Genomic DNA, 17,263 nt, shown 5'->3' with positions numbered 1-17,263 from the left:
CTAATCTGGCAGCTGCCAGATCACGCGTCGCATGGAATGGAACTCCATCGGCTTGCCTTGTTTGTCGAGCGCGGGGGTATAGCGGCCGCGTTTTGCGATGGCTGCGCACGTGGCCTGGTCCAGTGCGGCAACCCCACTGCTTTTCACGATCCGGCACTCTTTGACACGCCCGTCGACCCCAACCTTCCAGAGCGCTGTCGCGCGACCCTGCTGACGCGCCTGGACTGCTGAAGCCGGATAGTCGTCGGTCGTGATCCACCGTGCCGGTACGCCGAGCGTGTAGGCTTTCTTGGGTGGGCCAGCGTAGCGTTCGCGCTCGGTGGGATCGACGCCCCAGCCTTTCAGCAAATCGGCCTGACACGTCTCCAGCGCCGCCATCGCCGCCTTTATGCCAGGCACGGCGACGGTCTGCGTCCCACCTTTGGCAAAATCGAGTTTCACGCTGGCGGCATTCTCCAGTTCGTCGCTGACATCGTCATCCGTGTTAATCGTGGTCAGCGTTTGGCCGGCCTTTTCCAGTCCGTACGCGGTATAGACGCTTTCGATCACTCGGTTGGACGGAAGCAATGTCAGCGTCGCTTTTCCCCTCCGGTAAGCGGTTCGCGCGCCCGGAGCGAGCATCACGACTTCAAGGCTACCGCCCAGCGCGGCAGGCTTGAACCCGACGATGGTCTGGTCGGGCGCTGTGCCATAATTGCGCGATAGAATGCATTCGCTCGGGCCATATTCGACGGTCCATTTGCCGCTCGGTTTGATCGGAGCCGGATCGGGCACGACAGGTATCTGCAGCATCAAGACCGCCATGACGATCGATTTCATACCATCTCCAACACCTTGCCCAACGCATCCTATCACCCCATCTGCACCCGGCAACCCGTCGCTTGCGTCATCCGAACAAATCTGGAACAAATCGCCCCCATGCTGACTCATATCTCCGTACGCGGCGCGCGCGAGCACAATCTCAAGGGCGTGAGCGTGGACATTCCGCGCGATACGCTGACCGTAATCACCGGCCTGTCCGGATCGGGTAAATCGAGCCTCGCGTTCGACACCATCTATGCCGAGGGGCAGCGGCGCTATGTCGAGAGCCTGTCGGCCTATGCCCGCCAGTTCCTCGAGCTGATGCAAAAGCCCGATGTCGACCATATCGAGGGCCTGTCGCCGGCGATCTCGATCGAACAAAAGACCACGTCGCGCAACCCCCGCTCGACCGTCGCGACCGTCACCGAAATCTACGATTACATGCGCTTGCTGTGGGCGCGCGTCGGCATTCCCTATTCCCCCGCGACCGGCCTGCCGATCAGTGCGCAGACCGTCAGCCAGATGGTCGACCGCGTCATGGCGCTGCCCGAGGGCACGCGGCTGTATCTGCTCGCCCCGGTCGTGCGCGGCCGCAAGGGCGAGTATAAGAAGGAACTGCTCGAATGGCAGAAAGCCGGCTTCACCCGCGTCCGCATCGATGGCGAAATCCATGAGATCGACGAAGCCCCCGCGCTCGACAAGAAGCTGAAGCATGACGTCGAAGTGGTGGTCGATCGCCTCGTCGTCGGCCCCGACATGGCGACGCGCCTCGCCGAAAGCTTCGAGGCCGCGCTGAAGCTCGCCGAGGGGCTGGCTTATGTCGATCTGGTCGATGGCGTCGTCCCCGGTCGGGAAGACGAGGGCAGCGCCGGCGGCGCGATGAAGGGCGCGGGCATCCCCGCCAACCGCATCGTGTTCAGCGAAAAATTCGCCTGCCCGGTCAGCGGCTTCACCATCGCCGAGATCGAACCCCGCCTGTTCTCCTTCAACGCACCCCAAGGCGCGTGTCCGGCCTGCGACGGCCTGGGCGAAAAACTGCTGTTCGACGAAGACCTCGTCGTCCCCAACCACGCGCTCTCGATCAAGAAGGGCGCGGTCGTGCCCTGGGCCAAGTCCAACCCGCCCAGCCCGTATTACATGCAGGTCCTCGGCTCCCTCGCGCGCGAATTCGGCTTCAGCCTGGATACGCCGTGGGAAGACCTGCCCGGCGAGGTCAAGCTCATCATCCTCCACGGCACCGGCGGCAAGCCCGTCACGCTCACCTTCATCGACGGCAAGAAGTCGTACGATGTGAAGAAGCCGTTCGAGGGCGTCATCGGCAACCTCAACCGCCGGATGCTCAGCACCGAGAGCGCGTGGATGCGCGAGGAACTCGCCAAATATCAGTCCAGCGCCCCGTGCGAAGTCTGCCACGGCGCGCGCCTCAAGCCCGAGGCGCTGGCGGTCAAGATCGGCATGCGTGACATCTCCAGCGTCACGCGCCTGTCGGTGGTCGATGCGCTCACCTGGTTCGAAACCGTCCCCGCCGATCTCACCGATCAACAACGCGCCATCGCCGAGCGCATCCTCAAGGAAATCCTCGAACGGCTCGGCTTCCTCAACAACGTGGGGCTGGATTACCTCAACCTCGATCGCACCTCCGGCACGCTCTCCGGCGGCGAATCGCAACGTATCCGCCTCGCGTCACAGATCGGCAGCGGCCTGTCCGGCGTGCTCTACGTGCTCGACGAACCCAGCATTGGCCTGCACCAGCGCGACAATGACATGCTGTTGAAGACGCTCCGCCGTCTGCGCGATCTCGGCAACACCGTGCTGGTGGTGGAACATGACGAGGATGCGATCCGCACCGCCGATTATGTCATCGACATGGGGCCCGGCGCGGGCGTCCACGGCGGGGAGGTCGTCGCGCAAGGGACCTTCGAGCAGGTGCTCGCCAACCCCGACAGCATCACCGCGGATTATCTCGCCGGGCGGCGCGAAGTCGCCGTGCCGAAAACCCGGCGCAAGGGCAATGGCAAGAAACTCACCGTCCACAATGCCACCGCCAACAATCTGAAGGGCGTCACGGCCAGCGTGCCGCTCGGCACCTTCACCTGCATCACCGGCGTTTCGGGCAGCGGCAAGTCGAGCTTCACGATCGACACGCTCTATGCCGCCGCGGCGCGCTCGCTCAACGGCGCACGCGTGCTGGCGGGCAAGCACGACAAGGTCACCGGCCTGCAATATCTCGACAAGGTGATCGACATCGATCAATCCCCGATCGGCCGCACCCCGCGCAGCAACCCCGCCACCTATACCGGCGCCTTCACCCAGATCCGCGACTGGTTCGCCGGGCTCCCGGAGGCGCAGGCGCGCGGCTACAAGCCCGGCCGCTTCAGCTTCAACGTCAAGGGCGGCCGGTGCGAGGCGTGCCAGGGCGACGGCCTGCTCAAGATCGAAATGCACTTCCTGCCCGACGTCTATGTGACGTGCGACGTGTGCCACGGCGCGCGCTACAATCGCGAGACGCTGGAGGTGAAGTTCAAGGGGATGAGCATCGCCGACGTGCTCGACATGACGGTCGAGGATGCGGTCGAATTCTTCAAGGCCGTGCCGCCCATCCGCGACAAGATGGCGATGCTGCAGGAAGTGGGCCTGGGCTACGTCAAGGTCGGCCAGCAAGCAACGACCCTCTCCGGCGGCGAGGCGCAGCGCGTGAAGCTCGCCAAGGAACTGTCGCGCCGCGCGACCGGGCAGACGCTGTACATCCTCGACGAGCCCACCACCGGGCTGCATTTCGAGGATGTCCGCAAATTGCTCGAAGTGCTCCACCAACTGGTCGAGCAGGGCAATACCGTCGTGGTGATCGAGCACAATCTGGACGTGATCAAGACCGCCGATTGGGTGCTCGACCTCGGGCCGGAAGGTGGCGTCAAGGGCGGGGAAATCGTGGCGGAGGGAACGCCCGAGGTGGTCGCGAAGGCGAAGGGGAGCTTTACGGGGCGGTATTTGGCGCCGTTGTTGGGGGCGAAGGCGTAAAAAATGTATATTTATGTATTCCCAAATTAAATATAAGCAAAAAAACTAGATCGGCAGTATGGCTACATCATGACAATACAAATCTCCACATAAATGATATAAAGCTCCAAATTACGTAAAATGTAGTTATTAAAATCGACATCAATGTAATTGTTGAAGTCAACACAATCTTTGTAAACGCGTTTTGGTCTATGACCTGTGCCATAATGTTCTTAACAAGTCTAAGAGTTTTAACAAAATAGCTAAGCAACACAGCCAAGACAAGTATTATGCTCGACGTCAAAGAAGACACGACAAACGTAGTAAAAGGTATATATGCCGATTTCGCGTCTGTGCTTTCCCCATTGCCAATAAATACAGCGGTAAGCTTTGCCTCTGAATCTTCTCCGTTCATGCCCAGTAGAGACTGAGACTTGGATATCCATGCCGAATAAATAAACTCTTTTGTTTCTTGGCCTAGATCGGGTGTATAGTACGCGGAAAACTTGGTCGTTATTGCAGCAAATGCATCTCTCATAGTCATCCCGAAGGCCGACAAATAAACATCGATCGGAGAGACTTCCGAAAGAAGTGCGCGCGAATTATAAAGTCTTTTTATATCATAGGAAAAAGTGGGACAATTGCCGGGCTTAATTAAAGCGTCGCGAAATGCCTCCTTTACCGGCGCTTCCCAATCTCCGGCTAAATCGGACTTTTTGACACCGGCCTCTGATAAACCATTAATAAATATTGTGCTGGTTCGATAATACAGCATGTATGCGTCATAGCTAATTGTCGCGGAGGGTTGATTCCCAGGGAAGCAACTTTTCTTAATGTTGTATCTGACAAGTCTGGACGATGAATTTACGGGTATTTCATAAGATCTAAGAGTATTCGATATGTTTATATCGCCTTTTGACGCGTTATTGCTGCCAATCTTATACATTGCTTTTAAAAGGGCGGCAGCACCCTTTGAATTTTGGTCTGACTTATAATTCGTTAGTTTGTTTTTCGCCTTTGGATAGTTATCAATGGCTTGTGTTAATATCGCAGGTGCCACAACCGATGAATATTGGTAACTTCCATTATTTAATGACAAGCATACCATAATGTACGCGATTGCGCGAAAAAGAGAAAATATAATTACGAAGAACGTAATACTCATTGTAATATCGGAAATACATAATATCAACGAGATCGTTTTGTTGTTAAAGCGCTCTATCGTTCGCGCAAACATTCTAGTTTGGGCAATTGATACAAAATCTGCAACCAAGCATCCGACAACGCAAACAAATAATACTGTAAGTCCGCCGGTAGAGTTAGCAAATACGGTATTCAAAATTTCACGGATCAAGCTAACATTTGGAAATCCCGCTGCAATTAACGCGACTACGAGTGAAATTAGTGAGAAGCCAGTCGACCATAAAAACGCGCGTACCGATATAAGTTTTGAGCCCATCCAACGATCTGCAACAATATTTATCAGTAATTTCTGGCCGCCTGCATTCGATCGACGCAGAAGGGTGTTAGCGATCCGGTCCTTTGCCGAAAATGCCAATACGCTGTCGGCTATCCCCGCTAAAACGATCATAAAACCCAAAGTGGTAATGAGGTCGATCAACCGGCGTCCTTTGTTAGATTGAGGCAAGCAAGGCTCTTTTGATAACCAAAGATCATGGCTAGCGACAGGTGAAACTTTTCAAGCCGGCACTACGGGACAGCCCTATCATCGTAAGGCACCCGGGATCAGCGTGACAGTTTTGCCAAATCACCTAAACCCATCACTCCGCCCGCCCGACAACCCGCATCCCCCGCCCAGCCCCAGTCCCAACACGCGCCCGCACCCGCAAGAACAGCCAATCCGGGATCGCGCCATAAAAGGGCGTGCCGTCGTCCAGCACGCGCACATCCGGCCCCGGCCCGCGTGTGCTGGCCTCGCCGCACGCCCGCACCGCGCATCGGTCTAGTCGCTTCGGCTGTCCTACAACCCCCGCTCTCGGGTATCCTCGCCCCCCAAATCCAACTCCAGCGAGGACCAGATCATGCCCAACCGTCACCCCGACGCCCTCCCGCTCTCCCGCCGGACTGACCACGAGGCGGCTTTTACCGCCGCCGAGCACGAGATCCGCGCGCAGTGGCACGCGCTGGTCGATGCGCGGCTGATCGGCACCACCGCGCCGACCTCGGCGGAAAACCGCGCCGCGATCGCGGCGATGGAGCGCACGCTCGGGCTGCGGCGCTAAGGGTGCCGATGGTGCGACTCTGGTGTGACTTTATGGGCGCGCGGGATGTGGTTGCGCCTGATGTTCGCCTGAACGTCCGCACTGGGCGGGCTGCGGGGGCAGGGCTTGTGGGTGGCACTTTCGCAACTTTCGGGGCGCGGGTGGCGCGACTCTTTGGGACTTCAGGGCGCTGCGGCAAAGCATGTCCTGAGCGCCTGCCTTGCAGGCAGCCGAAGGGCCGCGCCGTGGAACGGCGCTGCTAGCGCCGTCCGCCGGGCGCGCCTTGTGGCGCGGTGGTGCTTCGCTCCACCTTGCCCGGCGCGCCGCAACCTTTCTCTTCGCCAAGCATTCCACCCCCACAACGATCATGTGGAGGAACCCCAATGCGCACGCTCACGCTCGGCCTGCTGGCCGCAACCATCGCTCTCGCTGGCTGCTCGGAATATGGCGACGGCCCGTCGCGCGGCTATGACAGCCGCTATGCCCAGTACGATTATGACCGGCCCGATCCCGCCTATAACGGCTATGACGCATCGCGTTATTACCGCGAGGACGGCCGCCGCTATCGTGAGCGTCAACTCAGCTACAACGACCGCGTCTATCGCGGCAGCGACGGCCGCTATTATTGCCGTCGTCCGGACGGCACGACCGGCCTGGTCGTAGGCGGTATCGCCGGTGGCGCGCTCGGTGCGGCGATCGCACCCGGCGGCTCGGGCCTGCTCGGCGCGCTGATCGGCGGCGTCGGCGGTGCGCTGGCGGGTCAGGCGATCGACAAGGACGGTCAGCGCACCGGTCGCTGCCGTTGATCATCCGGCGGTGCGGTGGCACTCTGCCCCGCACCGCCCCCTGACACCCTGAAGCGAGACCGCGCCATGGCAACGCCCCCAGAGCCCCCCAAGACGCCTAAGAGCGCCAAGCCGGCGACCCCCGCCCCGCGCCGTTCCGCGCGGAAAGCCAGCGCGGTCAAGGCTCCTTCCGCGAAGCGCGCAGCGCCCAAGCCAGCCGTCAAGCCTGAGGCCTCGCCCGCGCCCGCCGCGACGCTGGCAGCGGAAGCCAAGACTGCAGCCGCCGCGCGCCCGGTGCCGAAGCGCTCGACCAATCGCAAGGCGGTAACGCCCGCCGCCGCGACGCCCAAGGCCAAGCCCGGCCCCAAGCCCAAGGCTCCCGCGAAGCAAGCGCCGAAACCGGCGGCCAAGGTCGCGACCGCCGTGTCCGGCGCGCGTCAGTCGCTCGCCGCCGCGCTGCCCCCCGTCACGCCGCGCACCGCCTGGTCGCTGGGTGCTGTAGCGCTCGCTGCCGGAGCCGGGATCGCCGCGTTCCTGACGCGCGGCCGGATCAGGACGCTGCTCGGCGGCAAGCAGGCAGAGGGCCATGTCCCGACCGATTTGCTCGATCCCAAGCGCAATGCCGATGACCGCGCCGTCGCCGATTTCCGTCCCGACATGGACGCGGTGATGACCGCCGCCGAACGCGAAGCACTCCGCCCGCCGCCGGGCTTGCCGAACTGAGCCTATCGGATCACGCGGTGCGCGCAAACCGCCGCGTGATCCGGCGTCGTAACAGCCATTGGAACAGCGGGATGGTGAGTAGCGCCATCTGGCTGAAAGGCGCGACCCAGAACGCAACGGCGATCGACAGCAGCGCCCCCAGTACTACCGCGCCACCCCGCGCGCGGGTGTAAGCGATCTCGATCGCGGGAACGTCGGGCCGCACAATCCCAGCGCTGGTCGTCACCCGCACCAGCCGCATGTTGAGCAGCCCCGTCGCGATCAGGGTGCCGGCATACAACAGTGAGGGCACCAGCGCGCCGAGGTTCGCGCTCATGAAGGCCGTCGCGAACGGCATAAAGACGATCGCGCACAGCATCTGCAGGTTCGGGCCGACCAGCCGCTCCGAATACTGCCCCGCAAGCGCGAAGGCGCGGTGATGCCCCGACCAGAACGCCCCGATCACGAAGAAGCTTACGAAGAATCCGAAGAAGCTCGGGAATAGCGCGACCAGAGCGTCGACATAGTCCCGCCACGGCGATCCCGCGTGCAAATGCGGCGGGTGCACCTCGATGATCAACAGCGTGATCGCAATCGCGAACACCGCGTCGGAAAAGAAGACCAGCCGCTCCAGCGGATGATCGGGCCCTGCGGCATGTCCTGACATGATGTCCCCCTCGGCGCTTCTATCGCCCGATCGCCGCGCCGCGCGCAAGCGATGGATTGAACCGCGTGCGATACGCCCCATATCGCCTGCCATGAGCGAGAATAAAACGGTGTGGCACGGCACCACGATCCTGTCCGTGCGCAAGAATGGTCGCGTCGTCGTTGCTGGAGACGGCCAGGTCTCGGCGGGCCAGACAGTGATGAAACCCAATGCCAAGAAGGTCCGCCGCCTGGGCGACGGATCGGTGATTGGCGGGTTCGCCGGCGCGACGGCGGATGCCTTCACGCTGTTCGAACGGCTGGAGCGCAAGCTGGAGCAGCATCACGGCCAGTTGCTGCGCGCCGCGGTCGAACTGGCGAAGGATTGGCGCACCGACAAATATCTCCGCAATTTGGAGGCGATGATGATCGTTGCCGACAAGGATGTGACGCTGATCCTGACCGGCAATGGCGATGTGCTGGAGCCCGAGGCCGGGATCGCCGCGATCGGATCGGGCGGCAATTTCGCGTTTTCGGCGGCGCGCGCGCTGACCGAGTACGAAGCCGATGCCGAGACGATCTGCCGCAAGGCGATGGGCATCGCGGCGGAGCTGTGCGTCTACACCAACGACCGGCTGACGGTGGAAAGCCTCGAAGCCGCTACATGACACGTCACCCCAGCGAAGGCTGGGGTTTCCGCATGGCAAGTGCTGCTCTCTCCCCCACAAAGATCTCAGCCTGCGCTGGGCTGACGCTTACGAAAAGACCAAAATGAACGACGCCCTCACTCCCAAAGCCATCGTTGCAGCGCTCGACGCGCACATCATCGGGCAGGCCGACGCTAAGCGCGCGGTCGCGGTCGCGATGCGGAATCGCTGGCGCCGCCAGCAGCTCGCGCCCGAATTGCGCGACGAGGTGTCCCCGAAGAACATCCTGATGATCGGGCCGACCGGTTGCGGCAAGACCGAGATCAGCCGCCGTCTGGCGAAGCTCGCCGATGCGCCGTTCATCAAGGTCGAGGCAACCAAATTCACCGAGGTCGGCTATGTCGGCCGCGACGTCGAACAGATTGCGCGCGATCTGGTCGAGGAAGCGATCCGCCTCGAAAAGGAACGCCGCCGCGTCGCGGTGAAGGACAAGGCGGAGGAAGCGGCGATGACGCGCCTGCTCGATGCGCTCACCGGCAAGGGTGCCAGCGAGGCGACGCGCGAGGCGTTCCGTCAGCGCCTGCACGACGGCCATTTGCGCGATACCGAGATCGAGATCGAACTCGAGGCCGCCCCGACCCTGCCGTTCGACGTGCCCGGTGGCGGCGCGCAGATGATCAACCTCAGCGAGATGATGGGCAAGGCGTTCGGCCAGGGCCAGCTCAAGCGGCGGAAGCTCACCGTCCCTGCGGCGTGGGACAAGCTCGTCGAGGAAGAAGCCGACAAGCGCCTCGACCAGGATGAGGTCAGCCGCACCGCACTGGCGGACGCCGAGGCGAACGGGATCGTCTTCCTCGACGAAATCGACAAGATCGCCGTGTCGGACGTGCGCGGCGGATCGGTCAGCCGCGAAGGCGTGCAGCGCGATCTGCTGCCACTGATCGAGGGCACCACGGTCGCGACGAAGTATGGCCCGATGAAGACCGACCATGTCCTCTTCATCGCGAGCGGCGCGTTCCACGTCGCCAAGCCCAGCGACCTGCTGCCCGAACTGCAGGGCCGCCTGCCGATCCGAGTAGAGTTGAAAGCGCTGACCGAGGATGATTTCGTCGCGATCCTCAGCGACACCAAGGCGTCGCTGACGCAGCAATATGTGGCGCTGATCGCGACCGAGAATGTCGGGGTGGAATTCACCACCGACGGCATCCGCGCGGTCGCGAAAATCGCCGCCGAGGTGAATGGCGAGATCGAGAATATCGGCGCGCGGCGCTTGCAGACGGTGATGGAGAAGCTGCTCGAAGACGTCAGCTTCAATGCGGAGGATCGCGGCGGGGAGACGGTGGTGGTCGATGCCGCTTATGTCGAAACGCATCTGGCGGGCGTGGCGCGGAATACGGATTTGAGCCGGTTCGTGCTGTAAGACGCTGCCCCTGGTGCCGTTCGGCTTGAGTAGCGGCTGAGCGAAGTCGAAGACGCGTATCGAAAGACTGTTACGAACAGTCCCCTCGATACGCCATTTCGCCTACACTCAATGGCACCTCAGGGCCAACGGAGGTAAGCAACGCCCGCCGCTACCGCGCCACCTTGTCCCAGGGCACGAAATTCCCCAGCCGACAGCGCGGCCCCGCGATCCCGCCGCCGCCGCGTTGCAGGGTGTAGAATTGATCGTTGCGGCACAATTGCCCGCCGAACACCTCGGTAACGATCAGCGCGTCCTCGTTCAGCCCGGGGCAGGCGTTGGGCAGGTCGTTGCGCCACACCCGCGCCCCGTCGCGGTAGAGCAGGGTGCGGTCGCCAAAGGCCTGTGGCGTAGAAATCCGGCTGTTCGACAGGCACGTTTCGGATTTGCCCGCGACACGCCCGGCAAGCGCGCGGTCCAGGTCCTTGCTGTCCGACGCGGTCACCGCGCCCAGCGCCGCGATCAGCGTCAGCGCGCGGATCACGGTTTGCGATACGGCGTGAAGTCGCTGAACACGCAGCTTCCGCTCGGGACCCTGCTGACCAGATCGACCGTGCGGACGATGTCGCCGCGGCAAAGCTGGCTACCGAACGTGTTGGTAACGATCGCGTCGCCGCGGCGCAGCCCAAAACAGCCGCCGCCCGTATCGTTGCGCATCACGTCGTTGCGCCCATTCTTGTACAGGATCGTATCGCCGACCCGCGTGCTTTCGCGGTAGCGGATCGGATCGATGCACGCTTGCGGCTTGCCCGGCACCAGACCGGCTAATTGCTTGTCGAGATCGATCTTGTCCTTGGCTTCCTGACGCGCCTGATACCCCTTGGTATCGGCAGAGAGAGCCGAAGCGCCGCCCAGCAACAGGATGGCGGGAAGAATGAAACGAACCATAGCACGCGTCCTTTTCAAAGCATCTGCCCCGCCATCTGTATAACGCACGACGCGGCTAAAAGACATCCTTTGCCGCACGCCGTTTGGCAAGTTGTTCGGCCGAGGACGCGCGCAGGAACGGGTTGGTCGCCAGTTCCAGCGCGATCGTGGTCGGCACGGTCGGCTCCCCCGCCGCGCGCTTGGCATCCACCTCCTTCATCCGCTCGGCGACGGCGGCATTGTCGGGCTCGGCGGCGGCGGCATAGCGGCCGTTCGACTGGGTATATTCATGCGCGCAATAGACGATCGTCTCGGGCGGCAACGTCGCGAGGCGCTGCATGTTGGCGTACATTTGCGCCGGCCCGCCCTCGAACAGCCGACCGCAGCCCATTGCGAACAGCGTGTCGCCGCTGAACAACGCGGCATCCTCCGCCATGTGGAATACGATGTGCCCGGCGGTGTGGCCCGGCGTTTCCATCACCTGCGCGACGTGATCGCCGATCCGCACCGTGTCGCCCTCGCGCAGTGGCACGTCGAGCGTTGGGATCTTCTCGGCTTCGGCCGCCGGACCGCTGACCGTTGCGCCAAGCGCCTTGATCGCGGCATTGCCGTCGGTGTGGTCGGGATGCCAGTGCGTGTTCCAGATCTGCGAGATGGTCCAGCCGCGCGCCTCGGCTTCGGCTAGCACGGGTGCTGCCTCGCTCGGATCGACCACGATCGTCTCATTCGACGCGGGATCGTGTACCAGCCAGACGTAATTGTCGCTCAGCGCCGGGATGCGGACGATCTCAAGATTGCTCGGCATTACCATTCCCCCACGTTGGGCATCGAAGCCCACGGTTCTGCGGGGGCCAGCGCTGGCCCATCCTGCAGCAATTCGATCGAGATCATGTCGGGCGTGCGGACGAACGCCATATTGCCGTCGCGCGGCGGGCGGTTGATCATCACGCCATTGTCCATCAGGCGCTGGCAGGTCTCGTAAATGTTGTCGACATAGTAAGCGAGGTGCCCGAAGTTGCGCCCGCCGGTGTAGACCTCGCTTTCCTGTCCTTCGGTCGGCCAATTGTAGGTCAGTTCGACCTCGGCGCGCGCGCGCTGACCCGGCTCGGTCATGTCCTCGGGGCACGCCAGGAAGATCAGCGTGAAGCGCCCTGCGGTGCTTTCCATGCGGCGCACTTCTTCCAGCCCGAGCAGCTTGAAAAAGGCGACCGTCGCATCGGGATCGGTCACGCGGATCATCGTGTGGAGGTATTTCATCGGTCACGCGGCTCCTGTCGGCAGTCGAGGTCCAGATAGGCGCGGCAATCGTCCCACGCCAGAGCGATGGCGCGATCAAAGGATATCAAAAAGCGATTATGGCTTGGCGTCGAACTGCTTGAGCGCCGCTGCCGCCGCCTTGCCCGGTGCGCTGTCGGGGCGCAGCGTCACCGCTTCGCGCCACGCCGCACGCGCGCCTGCTTCGTCGCCCGCCAGCGCCGCAATGTTGCCTGCTTCCAGCTGCACCGCCGGATCGTCCGCGCCCAGCCGCAGTGCCTCGGCGATGTCGGTTTTGGCGCGCACCACTTGATTCTCGCGCCGCGCGAGCGTCGCCGAGAGCAGCCACGCCAGCGGATCGCCCGGCACTTCGGTCAGCGCGCGGTTGAGATCCTCGCGCGCGCCTTCGGGATCGTCGCTGGCGACCATCGCGCGGGCGCGGTCGAGATGCGCCTCGCCCAGCGGGAGCCCTTTCAGCGTCCCGCCCGAAATCGCCGCATCCAGCGCGCTGCGGGCCTTGGCCGCGTCACCCGCCGCAAGCCAGGCATTGCCCGCCTGCGCCCAGTAGTTCGCGCCGCGCGTATCGCCCGCTTTCTCGGCCGCCCGTGCCGCATTTTCGAAAGAAGCGGCCGCCGCCGTCCAGCGCGCCTGATTGGCATAGGCCATGCCGAGGCACTGGCTGGCGAAGAAGCTGCCCCCGCCCAATTGCCACTGGCTCGCTTCTGCCGCTGCGGCCGTCGGGTCGCTCTTCGCGCGGTCGAGGCAGTGTTCGTAGCGGTCCTGAACGGGCGCGGTCGGGCCGATCGCGGTGGCGGCCTGGGCAAGCAAGAACAGCAAGATCATAAAGCGCGTATCACATCCTCCACCGCCACGATCAGCGCGGCCAGGTCCGCATCGCGTGACAGGCGGTGATCGCCGTCCTTGATCAACTGCACCTGCACATTGGATGAACGCAGCAATTCGGCCAGCCGCAGCACGCGGTTCCACGGCACGTCGCTGTCCGCCATGCCTTGCAGCAACCGCACTGGCACGTCGATCGGGAGCCCCGTGAACATCACGCGATTGGCCTCGCCCGATTGCCAGAAGGCGCGGGTGTACACCATCGGCAGGTCGGCATAGCGCCCGACTCGCTCCAGCCGCCCTTCGGACAGCAGCTTCAGCTTCTCCTCGACGGTGAAGCCCCAGTCGGTGAAATCGGGGGCGGGCGCGATGCCGACCAGCCCCGCGACCGTTTCCGGCCGGTCGCGCGCGACCAGCAGCATCAGCCACCCGCCCATCGACGATCCGACCAGCACGGCCGGGCCATCGACCACCGTGTCGAGCATAGACAGCACATCGTCGCGCCACCCGGCGAGCGTCTGCTCCTCGAACGCGCCCTCGCTATGCCCGCACCCGCCATAATCGAAGCGCAGGTAAGCGCGGCCTGCCTGCTTCGCCCACGCTTCCAGCGTGAGCGCCTTGGTCCCCTCCATATCCGAACCATAGCCGGGCAGGAACACGACGGTCGGGCCGGTGCCGGGGGTCAGGTGATAGGCGAGGGCAGGGCGGGCGGGTGCGGTGGGCGTGTCGGTCATGATCGACACCCCTAGCGCAAGTCCGCCGCTCGGGAAATCGCGCTACTTCCCCGCCACGAACGCCAGCACCGCCGCCTTGAATGCCTCGGGCTGGTCGAGCATCACCATATGCGCCGCATCGCCGATATCGACGTACCGGATGTTCGGTGCCGCGGCATATTGCTTGCGGTAGAATGCGTCGGCCATCGGCTTGGTCGGTCCGGTGGCGTTCCACGGATAGAGCAAGGTCATCGGCGTCGTGATCGTCCCCAGCACCGGGCGTAGATCGGTCGTCAAATCCTCATACATCGCCTGGCCCGTTACACGGGCGTCGGCGGCGCGTGCCCAGGCCATCATCGTGACGATGCTCTCGGGCTTGATCGCCAGCCCGCGCGTCTGCGCCGCGACCGCTTCGTCGCTCACCGGCTTGCCGTAATTGGCGGCGACCCCGTCGCGCATCCGGGCGGCTTGCGGCGCGACCATCGCCGGGGTCGGATCGATGCCCGGCAGCGCCATCAGCACCGCGAAATAGGGGAGCGAGTCGACGATCATCAGCCGCTCGACATCGCCCGGATGCGCGTGCGCCAGCATCATGCCGACCAGCCCGCCCATCGAGTGGCCGATTACGGTGACCTTGCCGAGCTTGTTGCGCGCAACATAGCCGTCGATCTCCGCAACGATCCCGTCAAGGACGCCGGGCTTCAAATTCGCCCGCGGATCGTCACCGCCGAAGCCGTTGACTTGCACCACCAGCACGCGGTGCGTCTTCGCCAGATCCGGCACCACCCCGTCCCACACGGCGCGCGGCGAGGCGAGGCCGGGGATCAGCACGATCGCCGGGCCCTCGCCCACTGACTGGATCGAGATGCGGTCGAGCTGCGTGATCGCCGCGGTGCCGCTCATCGCAACATGCACAAGCTGCCTGGTTTCAGAGGGCGCACACTGCGCGGCGTGCGGGTTCAGCACCGCCAGCGGCGCGAGTGCAGCGGCGGCGATACGCAGGGCCAGATGTTTCACGCGTCCTTCTCCTTCGACGGGCTCACGAAAATCTCTTCGATGGTCAGGCCGAACAGCTCGGCGATGCGGAAGGCGAGCGGGAGCGAGGGATCATACCGCCCGGTCTCGATCGCATTGACGCTCTGCCGCGATACTTCGAGCCGGTCGGCCAGATCGCCCTGGCTCCAGTTGCGCTCGGCGCGCAGTACCTTGAGGCGGTTGATCACGCGCCACGTCCAAGGGTCAGCTTGTTTGCAAGGGCGCCGAGCCCGAGCCCGCCGAACCACAGCACCGCGACATAATAGGATTCGACATGTCCCACGAGCTCGAAGGCCTCGAGAAATCCCCACAGCGTCGCGATGCTCAGCGCAAAGCCGCTCGCCCATAGCGATTGGCGCACCATTAGCATCCGTAGATACTCGTCCTGCTCCTCAATCAGATACCGCCCGATCGCGACAAAGATACCGATGATCGGCAGCGCCGGCAGGATCCCGGCGACCCAGGCAACGGGACCGGTCAGCAAATGCCGGCTAAACCCATACACCACGCTGCACAGCAAGACGGCGTAGAGCAGACTGAGCCACAGCACCCGGACGTTATAGCGACGGATCGCCGACCTGCACGACATGTAAAGCTCCCTTTCGAATCAGTGAAGGAAGCTTTACAGTCAAGGTCGCTTGTCTGTCAAGGACGCTATACAGCCCGCGCCACCGCCTCCGCCACCTTGATCCCGTCGACCGCCGCCGACAGGATGCCCCCGGCATAGCCCGCGCCCTCGCCCGCCGGGTACAGGCCGATCGTGTTGAGGCTCTGAAAATCATTGCCGCGGGTGATGCGGACGGGGGCGGAGGTGCGGGTTTCGACGCCAGTCAGCACCGCATCGGGATGGTCGTATCCCGGAATTTCGCGGCCGAACTGCACCAGCGCCTCGCGCATCGCGGTGATCGCGAATTCAGGCAGGCACAGCGCCAGGTCGGTCATCGTCACGCCGGGGCGATAGGAGGGTGTGACGCTGCCAAGCTTGGTCGACGCCCGCCCGGCGAGGAAATCGCCGAGCAATTGTGCGGGCGCGTTATAGTTCGATCCGCCCGCCACGAACGCGCGTTCCTCGATCTGGCGTTGCAGTGCGATCCCGGCGAGCGGCCCATCCGGATAATCCCGCGCCGGGTCGATCCCCACGACCATGCCCGAATTGGCATTGCGTTCGTTGCGCGAATATTGGCTCATTCCGTTGGTCGCGACGCGGCCTTCTTCGGAGGTCGCCGCTACCACCGTGCCGCCGGGGCACATGCAGAAGCTGTACGCGGTCCGCCCGTTCTTGGCGTGGTGCGATATGTGATATTCCGCCGCGCCGAGGATCGGATTGCCGGCATTGGGGCCGAAGCGTGCGCGGTCGATCCAGGATTGCGGATGCTCGATCCGCACGCCGATCGAAAAGGGCTTGGCCTCGACGAACACGCCGCCGTCATGAAGCATCTGAAACGTGTCGCGCGCGCTATGCCCCACCGCAAGCACGACTTGCTCCGCCTCCAGATAGCCGCCGCCGTGCAAATGCAGCCCGCGCATCCGACGCGTTCCTGCCGCATCGGTCACGACATCCACGCCATCGACGCGCGTCTCGAAACGATATTCGCCCCCCAGCGCCTCGATCGTCGCGCGCATCGATTCGACCATCGTGACGAGCCGGAAGGTCCCGATATGCGGATGCGCCTCGGTCAGGATTTCGGGCGGCGCCCCTGCCTTCACGAATTCGATCAGCACCTTGCGGTCGAGATGCCGCGGGTCCTTGATCCGGCTGTAGAGCTTGCCGTCGGAAAAGGTGCCCGCCCCGCCCTCGCCGAATTGCACGTTGCTTTCCGGGTTGAGCACGCCGCGCCGCCACAGGCCCCAAGTGTCCTTGGTCCGCTCGCGCACCACCTTGCCGCGATCGACGATGATCGGGCGGAACCCCATTTGCGCCAGGATCAGCCCGGCGAACAACCCGCACGGCCCCGCGCCGATCACCACCGGGCGCGGCCCCCGATAATCGCTGACCTTGGTGACGAATTTGTACGACGTGTCCGGCGTGCGCTGGACATTGCGGTCCTTCTTGCAGCGCGCGAGCACCGGCGCTTCGTCGCGCAGCGTCACATCGACCGTATAAACCAGCTGGATATCGCTCTTGTCGCGTGCATCGTGCGCGCGCCGCGCGATGGCGAAACGCACCATGCCGCGCGGCGTGATGCGCAGCCGCTTTCGGATCGCGGCGGGCAATTCCTCATCCGCATGGTGCAGCGGCAGGCGGAGTTCGGTAATGCGGAGCATGGGCGCGCTTTAGCGCGAGATCGTGCTCGCT

The 17,263-nt window shown here is 63.4% G+C and carries 19 protein-coding genes; 6 read left to right on the top strand and 13 right to left on the bottom strand.

From position 1 onward, the window contains the following. Complete coding sequence (locus AB5I39_RS05250) at positions 1–819, bottom strand: energy transducer TonB (RefSeq protein ID WP_404372073.1); 819 nt, start codon at positions 817–819, stop codon at positions 1–3. A gap of 99 nt (positions 820–918) precedes the next feature. Here AB5I39_RS05250 and uvrA point away from each other — a divergent pair, with 99 nt between their 5' ends. Continuing rightward, entirely contained in the window at positions 919–3,819 is a 2,901-nt protein-coding gene (uvrA, locus tag AB5I39_RS05245; RefSeq protein ID WP_404372070.1) for an excinuclease ABC subunit UvrA, read from the top strand. Between the two features lie 67 nt (positions 3,820–3,886). On the opposite strand, the gene AB5I39_RS05240 is transcribed toward uvrA, so the two are convergent. Then, entirely contained in the window at positions 3,887–5,419 is a 1,533-nt protein-coding gene (locus tag AB5I39_RS05240; RefSeq protein WP_404372067.1) for a hypothetical protein, read from the bottom strand. A gap of 421 nt (positions 5,420–5,840) precedes the next feature. Between AB5I39_RS05240 and AB5I39_RS05235 the strand changes: the two genes are divergently transcribed. The 3 genes from AB5I39_RS05235 to AB5I39_RS05225 all read left to right on the top strand — a co-directional run bounded on the left by AB5I39_RS05235 (position 5,841) and on the right by AB5I39_RS05225 (position 7,528). Beyond that, on the top strand, positions 5,841–6,041 hold the full coding sequence (locus AB5I39_RS05235) for a hypothetical protein (protein WP_404372064.1): 201 nt from the start codon (positions 5,841–5,843) through the stop codon (positions 6,039–6,041). 362 nt (positions 6,042–6,403) lie between these two features. Continuing rightward, positions 6,404–6,826, top strand: a complete 423-nt coding sequence (locus AB5I39_RS05230; protein ID WP_404372061.1) for a hypothetical protein — start codon at positions 6,404–6,406, stop codon at positions 6,824–6,826. Positions 6,827–6,892: 66 nt separating this feature from the next. After that, on the top strand, positions 6,893–7,528 hold the full coding sequence (locus tag AB5I39_RS05225; protein WP_404372058.1) for a hypothetical protein: 636 nt from the start codon (positions 6,893–6,895) through the stop codon (positions 7,526–7,528). Positions 7,529–7,538: 10 nt separating this feature from the next. Here AB5I39_RS05225 and AB5I39_RS05220 read toward each other — a convergent pair whose 3' ends face one another. Continuing rightward, the gene (locus AB5I39_RS05220) at positions 7,539–8,174 is read right to left on the bottom strand and encodes a TMEM175 family protein (protein WP_404372056.1); all 636 of its coding nucleotides are present in this window, start codon (positions 8,172–8,174) and stop codon (positions 7,539–7,541) included. Between the two features lie 91 nt (positions 8,175–8,265). On the opposite strand from AB5I39_RS05220, the gene hslV reads away from it, so the two are divergent. Both hslV and hslU read left to right on the top strand, forming a co-directional pair. Further along, the gene (hslV, locus tag AB5I39_RS05215) at positions 8,266–8,820 is read left to right on the top strand and encodes an ATP-dependent protease subunit HslV (RefSeq protein ID WP_404372053.1); all 555 of its coding nucleotides are present in this window, start codon (positions 8,266–8,268) and stop codon (positions 8,818–8,820) included. Positions 8,821–8,923: 103 nt separating this feature from the next. Beyond that, positions 8,924–10,219, top strand: coding sequence for an ATP-dependent protease ATPase subunit HslU (gene hslU / locus AB5I39_RS05210; RefSeq protein ID WP_404372050.1), 1,296 nt, complete (start codon positions 8,924–8,926; stop codon positions 10,217–10,219). 151 nt (positions 10,220–10,370) lie between these two features. On the opposite strand, the gene AB5I39_RS05205 is transcribed toward hslU, so the two are convergent. The 10 genes from AB5I39_RS05205 to AB5I39_RS05160 form a co-directional block, all read right to left on the bottom strand. Continuing rightward, a complete protein-coding gene (locus tag AB5I39_RS05205) occupies positions 10,371–10,742 on the bottom strand; it encodes a hypothetical protein (protein WP_404372047.1) in 372 nt (123 codons plus the stop codon). After that, complete coding sequence (locus AB5I39_RS05200; protein ID WP_404372045.1) at positions 10,739–11,146, bottom strand: hypothetical protein; 408 nt, start codon at positions 11,144–11,146, stop codon at positions 10,739–10,741. Before AB5I39_RS05200 ends, AB5I39_RS05205 begins: the two co-directional genes overlap by 4 nt. Before the next feature lie 55 nt (positions 11,147–11,201). Continuing rightward, positions 11,202–11,930, bottom strand: a complete 729-nt coding sequence (gloB, locus tag AB5I39_RS05195) for a hydroxyacylglutathione hydrolase (protein ID WP_404372042.1) — start codon at positions 11,928–11,930, stop codon at positions 11,202–11,204. Further along, the gene (locus tag AB5I39_RS05190; protein WP_404372039.1) at positions 11,930–12,382 is read right to left on the bottom strand and encodes a VOC family protein; all 453 of its coding nucleotides are present in this window, start codon (positions 12,380–12,382) and stop codon (positions 11,930–11,932) included. The genes gloB and AB5I39_RS05190 overlap by 1 nt, the downstream gene beginning before the upstream one ends. A 96-nt stretch (positions 12,383–12,478) precedes the next feature. After that, complete coding sequence (locus AB5I39_RS05185; RefSeq protein ID WP_404372036.1) at positions 12,479–13,222, bottom strand: tetratricopeptide repeat protein; 744 nt, start codon at positions 13,220–13,222, stop codon at positions 12,479–12,481. Further along, positions 13,219–13,953, bottom strand: a complete 735-nt coding sequence (locus AB5I39_RS05180) for an alpha/beta fold hydrolase (protein WP_404372033.1) — start codon at positions 13,951–13,953, stop codon at positions 13,219–13,221. Before AB5I39_RS05180 ends, AB5I39_RS05185 begins: the two co-directional genes overlap by 4 nt. Positions 13,954–13,995: 42 nt before the next feature. Then, positions 13,996–14,949: an alpha/beta fold hydrolase gene (locus tag AB5I39_RS05175; protein WP_404372031.1), complete on the bottom strand. Its 954-nt coding sequence runs from the start codon at positions 14,947–14,949 to the stop codon at positions 13,996–13,998. Further along, entirely contained in the window at positions 14,946–15,155 is a 210-nt protein-coding gene (locus AB5I39_RS05170) for a helix-turn-helix transcriptional regulator (RefSeq protein WP_404372028.1), read from the bottom strand. Before AB5I39_RS05170 ends, AB5I39_RS05175 begins: the two co-directional genes overlap by 4 nt. Continuing rightward, positions 15,152–15,556, bottom strand: a complete 405-nt coding sequence (locus tag AB5I39_RS05165; RefSeq protein WP_404372026.1) for a hypothetical protein — start codon at positions 15,554–15,556, stop codon at positions 15,152–15,154. The genes AB5I39_RS05170 and AB5I39_RS05165 overlap by 4 nt, the downstream gene beginning before the upstream one ends. A 65-nt stretch (positions 15,557–15,621) precedes the next feature. Beyond that, positions 15,622–17,232 carry an NAD(P)/FAD-dependent oxidoreductase gene (locus AB5I39_RS05160; RefSeq protein ID WP_404372024.1) on the bottom strand — a complete coding sequence of 537 codons (1,611 nt, stop codon included), beginning with the start codon at positions 17,230–17,232 and terminating at the stop codon, positions 15,622–15,624. Positions 17,233–17,263: the final 31 nt, after the last annotated feature.

It is taken from the genome of Sphingomonas sp. MMS24-J45, assembly GCF_044881195.1.
Lineage (GTDB): Bacteria > Pseudomonadota > Alphaproteobacteria > Sphingomonadales > Sphingomonadaceae > Sphingomonas.
This window is presented reverse-complemented; position numbering and strand designations above follow the sequence as displayed.

What these genes read in the sequence shown, in the direction of transcription:
- AB5I39_RS05250 (WP_404372073.1), bottom strand. Translation starts at nt 819, where the DNA reads ATGAAATCGATCGTCATGGCGGTCTTGATGCTGCAGATACCTGTCGTG.
- uvrA (WP_404372070.1), top strand. Translation starts at nt 919, where the DNA reads ATGCTGACTCATATCTCCGTACGCGGCGCGCGCGAGCACAATCTCAAG.
- AB5I39_RS05235 (WP_404372064.1), top strand. Translation starts at nt 5,841, where the DNA reads ATGCCCAACCGTCACCCCGACGCCCTCCCGCTCTCCCGCCGGACTGAC.
- AB5I39_RS05230 (WP_404372061.1), top strand. Translation starts at nt 6,404, where the DNA reads ATGCGCACGCTCACGCTCGGCCTGCTGGCCGCAACCATCGCTCTCGCT.
- AB5I39_RS05225 (WP_404372058.1), top strand. Translation starts at nt 6,893, where the DNA reads ATGGCAACGCCCCCAGAGCCCCCCAAGACGCCTAAGAGCGCCAAGCCG.
- AB5I39_RS05220 (WP_404372056.1), bottom strand. Translation starts at nt 8,174, where the DNA reads ATGTCAGGACATGCCGCAGGGCCCGATCATCCGCTGGAGCGGCTGGTC.
- hslV (WP_404372053.1), top strand. Translation starts at nt 8,266, where the DNA reads ATGAGCGAGAATAAAACGGTGTGGCACGGCACCACGATCCTGTCCGTG.
- hslU (WP_404372050.1), top strand. Translation starts at nt 8,924, where the DNA reads ATGAACGACGCCCTCACTCCCAAAGCCATCGTTGCAGCGCTCGACGCG.
- AB5I39_RS05200 (WP_404372045.1), bottom strand. Translation starts at nt 11,146, where the DNA reads ATGGTTCGTTTCATTCTTCCCGCCATCCTGTTGCTGGGCGGCGCTTCG.
- gloB (WP_404372042.1), bottom strand. Translation starts at nt 11,930, where the DNA reads ATGCCGAGCAATCTTGAGATCGTCCGCATCCCGGCGCTGAGCGACAAT.
- AB5I39_RS05190 (WP_404372039.1), bottom strand. Translation starts at nt 12,382, where the DNA reads ATGAAATACCTCCACACGATGATCCGCGTGACCGATCCCGATGCGACG.
- AB5I39_RS05185 (WP_404372036.1), bottom strand. Translation starts at nt 13,222, where the DNA reads ATGATCTTGCTGTTCTTGCTTGCCCAGGCCGCCACCGCGATCGGCCCG.
- AB5I39_RS05180 (WP_404372033.1), bottom strand. Translation starts at nt 13,953, where the DNA reads ATGACCGACACGCCCACCGCACCCGCCCGCCCTGCCCTCGCCTATCAC.
- AB5I39_RS05165 (WP_404372026.1), bottom strand. Translation starts at nt 15,556, where the DNA reads ATGTCGTGCAGGTCGGCGATCCGTCGCTATAACGTCCGGGTGCTGTGG.
- AB5I39_RS05160 (WP_404372024.1), bottom strand. Translation starts at nt 17,232, where the DNA reads ATGCTCCGCATTACCGAACTCCGCCTGCCGCTGCACCATGCGGATGAG.